The organism is Vulcanococcus sp. DEBay_Sum22DG08_74 (assembly GCF_017852955.1).
Taxonomy (GTDB): Bacteria; Cyanobacteriota; Cyanobacteriia; order PCC-6307; family Cyanobiaceae; genus Vulcanococcus.
In genome coordinates this window covers 1-2,864 of sequence record NZ_JAFMKL010000158.1, presented here as the reverse complement: position 1 = coordinate 2,864, position 2,864 = coordinate 1, and the positions used below count along the sequence as shown (strand labels likewise).

Genomic DNA, 2,864 nt, shown 5'->3' with positions numbered 1-2,864 from the left:
TTGATCGCGACATTGGTGTTGCCGCGGCAGACCACGATCACCAGGGCTGAGACCAGCAGCAAGAGGCCGATGCCGTTCTGGAACACCAGACGATCCCCCAACCAAGCCATCTGGCGAGGCAGGTAGCGGTCCTTGGCCAGCAGTGCCGCCAGCCGGGGGAATCCAGCGAAGGCGGTGTTTGCCGCCAAGCCCAAGATCAACAACGTGCTGATCTGCAGGAACCAATAGAGAGGATTGCCGGGACCGAACACCCGCAGACCGATCTGGGCCAGAACGGTGCGATCGGGATTGGGGGCAATCCCGTAGAGATAGGCCAAACCGCTGACGGCCAGGAACAGCAGCGCCAGCAACACCCCCATCACCAGCAGCGTGGCCTGGGCCCGGCGGGCCGAGGGCTCACGGAACACCTTCACCCCGTTGGCAATCGCTTCAATGCCGGTCATCGCCGAGCAACCGGCGCTGAAGGCCCGAAGAATCAAGAACAGACCCAAGGGCTCCAGGGCTGCGATCGCCGGCGGTGCGTCCGGGCGAAAGCCATGGGCAAACACGATGTTCTGCAGACCAAACAGGGCCAGGAGCGCCACCATCACGACGAAGGCGTAGGTCGGCACAACAAACAGGCGACCGGCCTCCTTCAGACCCCGCAAATTGGCCCAACCCACGAGCGCCAACAGCAGCAGAGAGAGGCTGGTCTCATGGGCCAGCAGCCCTGGAAGCAGGGAGCTCAGGGCCTGGGCCGCCGCCATCAGACTCACCGCGGCGGTCAGGGTGTAATCCACCAGCAATGCCGCCGCCGCCACCAACCCCGCCCAGGCGCCGAGGTTCTCCCGGGCGACCACATAGGAGCCTCCCCCCTCGGGGTAGGCCTCAATCGCCTGGCGATAGGAGAGCACCACAATCGCGATCAGGCCGACGATGCAGGCCGTGATCGGCAGGGACAGACCAAGGGCACCGCTGCCGGCCAGAAGCAACACCCCCAGGGCGGCCTCCGTCGCATAGGCCACCGAGGAGAGGGCATCCGAGGAGAGGATCGGCAGCGCAATCAGGCTCGGCAGGCGCTGCGCATCCGATTCCCTGCGCGGCAGAGGACGCCCCAAAAGACGACGGGCAAACGAAAGCACCCCTGTGGCGCGCGGCTGGCCTCACCATGCCCCGATCTGCCCTTGCTGGCAGCCCATGGGCCGTGCCATGACAAAGACACCCCATCCCGGGGAGTCCATGCGCTCGAGCCTCAACGACCTACTGGAACAACTGGTGCTGCGGGGGTGGGCCAAGCTTGACCTTCCCGCCGGGGTTCCGAAAGTCACGCCCGATTGCCCCTGGTGGAGCATCGACCTGGGCCCAGTGACGACCGTTTCACTCCACCCGTGGTCCAACGGGCTCTTGGAGTTCAGCATCTGCGTCCTGATCGATGCTGAAGAGCAAATCCAGTCCTATGAACTGGAGTGCAATGCCATGCCCGTCCCGGTGGCCTTGATCAACTGGTGGGGGGGACTGGAGATCGCCCTAGAACAGAGCGAAGCGCTGAAAAACCAGCTGATCGCCGCCTGGGATCAAGAGATCAGCGCAGGCGGCGAGTTGCCCTGATCAACCGAAGCGGCGGCGGCCGTCATTGAAGCTGGCGAAGCTGGTGACCTCACCCCGGCGCTCCTCGCCACCAGCGGTTTGGCCCAGTTTCCAGACATTGCGGCTGATGCGCCTAGCCCGCAGGCCGCCCCGCTCCACCTCGGCGCTGCCGGGACGGGCACCCATTAAGTAGGTCACCTCTGCCGTCGACAGGGGCGCACCCGTTTGCAGAGCCAACTGGGTGAGCTCCAGGCGCTGGCGCAGGGAGGCGACATCACAGGCGCCACCGTCCTCGGACTCGTTCCAGACCCAGGGGAGCTGCCCTTGGGCCGCAAGCTTCTGCATCAGGCTCATGCTGACCAGAGCCAAAGCCTGGTCAGCATTGAGATCGCCGCCGTCTTGAACGGGAGCAGCGCCCTTCGCGGAGGCAGAAGGGGCAGAGCGCTTAGCAGCCACGGGCAGTCCTGCAGGGATGGCCGGACGGTACCGGCTCTCGCCCGGGGCGCAAGACCCCAGAGACCGGCGGACATCAACTGCGGCGCAAGCAATCCGGGGCCCGCCCAAACCACCGACCAAGATCGATGAAGGCTTGCCACATCAATCCAGCCCCGCCAAGCCAAAACCATGGAGTGAATCCTGGATGGGGCGGTAAGATCGCCGCGCTCCTCCCGCTGACCAGCAGAGGACCTCAACGTCTGTAGGGAGCAGCCCGACCCCTTGATTGAACGCAATCCCAGGCGACGAACGGCATCGGTGCAGATCACTGGCACCGACCTGGGATTCAGCGGCAGCGGCACCTCTTTGGATGAGCTGCACCCATCGGCCGCCAGCTGTGTCATCACGACCGATAGCGAAGCGCGGCTGGTCAGCCAGGCCAGCGCAGTCGAATCCATCGAGCTGCGGACCTACGTCTTTCTCGATTCACTGCAGCCCCAACTCGCCACCTACATGGGGACGGTGAGCCAGGGCTTCCTGCCCATCCCAGGCGATGCCTGCCTCTGGCTTGAGGTCTCCCCTGGCATGGCCGTGCACCGGGTGACGGACATCGCCCTCAAAGCCAGCACGGTGCGTCTGGGCCAGATGATCGTGGAGCGGGCCTTTGGCTCCCTGGCGCTCTATCACCGCGACCAGAGCAATGTGCTCCACTCCGGCGATGTCGTGCTCGAAGCCATCGGCAGCAGCGTCGAGCAGCGCACCCGCTGCAGCGTGACCTGGACCGAAGTCATCCGGGCAATCACCCCCGACCACGCCGTGCTGATCAACCGTCAGAACCGGCGCGGCTCGATGATTCAGGCCGG

General features: G+C 65.1%; 4 protein-coding genes. 2 read left to right on the top strand and 2 right to left on the bottom strand.

Going from position 1 to position 2,864, the window contains the following annotated elements:
- Positions 1-1,121, bottom strand: a 1,121-nt coding sequence (locus QZ184_RS11095; protein WP_296419659.1) for an APC family permease, incomplete at its 3' end; no start/stop codon positions are given.
- Positions 1,122-1,188: 67 nt separating this feature from the next.
- On the opposite strand from QZ184_RS11095, the gene QZ184_RS11090 reads away from it, so the two are divergent.
- Positions 1,189-1,587 carry a hypothetical protein gene (locus QZ184_RS11090; RefSeq protein ID WP_232197280.1) on the top strand — a complete coding sequence of 133 codons (399 nt, stop codon included), beginning with the start codon at positions 1,189-1,191 and terminating at the stop codon, positions 1,585-1,587.
- Here the strand turns inward: QZ184_RS11090 and QZ184_RS11085 are convergent, their stop codons facing one another.
- Entirely contained in the window at positions 1,588-2,022 is a 435-nt protein-coding gene (locus QZ184_RS11085; RefSeq protein ID WP_296416922.1) for a hypothetical protein, read from the bottom strand. It abuts the gene before it with no gap.
- Between the two features lie 318 nt (positions 2,023-2,340).
- On the opposite strand from QZ184_RS11085, the gene QZ184_RS11080 reads away from it, so the two are divergent.
- A partial coding sequence (locus QZ184_RS11080; protein WP_296419661.1) for a BMC domain-containing protein occupies positions 2,341-2,864 on the top strand: 524 nt, incomplete at its 3' end.

Coding starts and splice junctions, on each gene's coding strand:
- QZ184_RS11090 (WP_232197280.1), top strand. CDS start 1,189: ATGACAAAGACACCCCATCCCGGGGAGTCCATGCGCTCGAGCCTCAAC.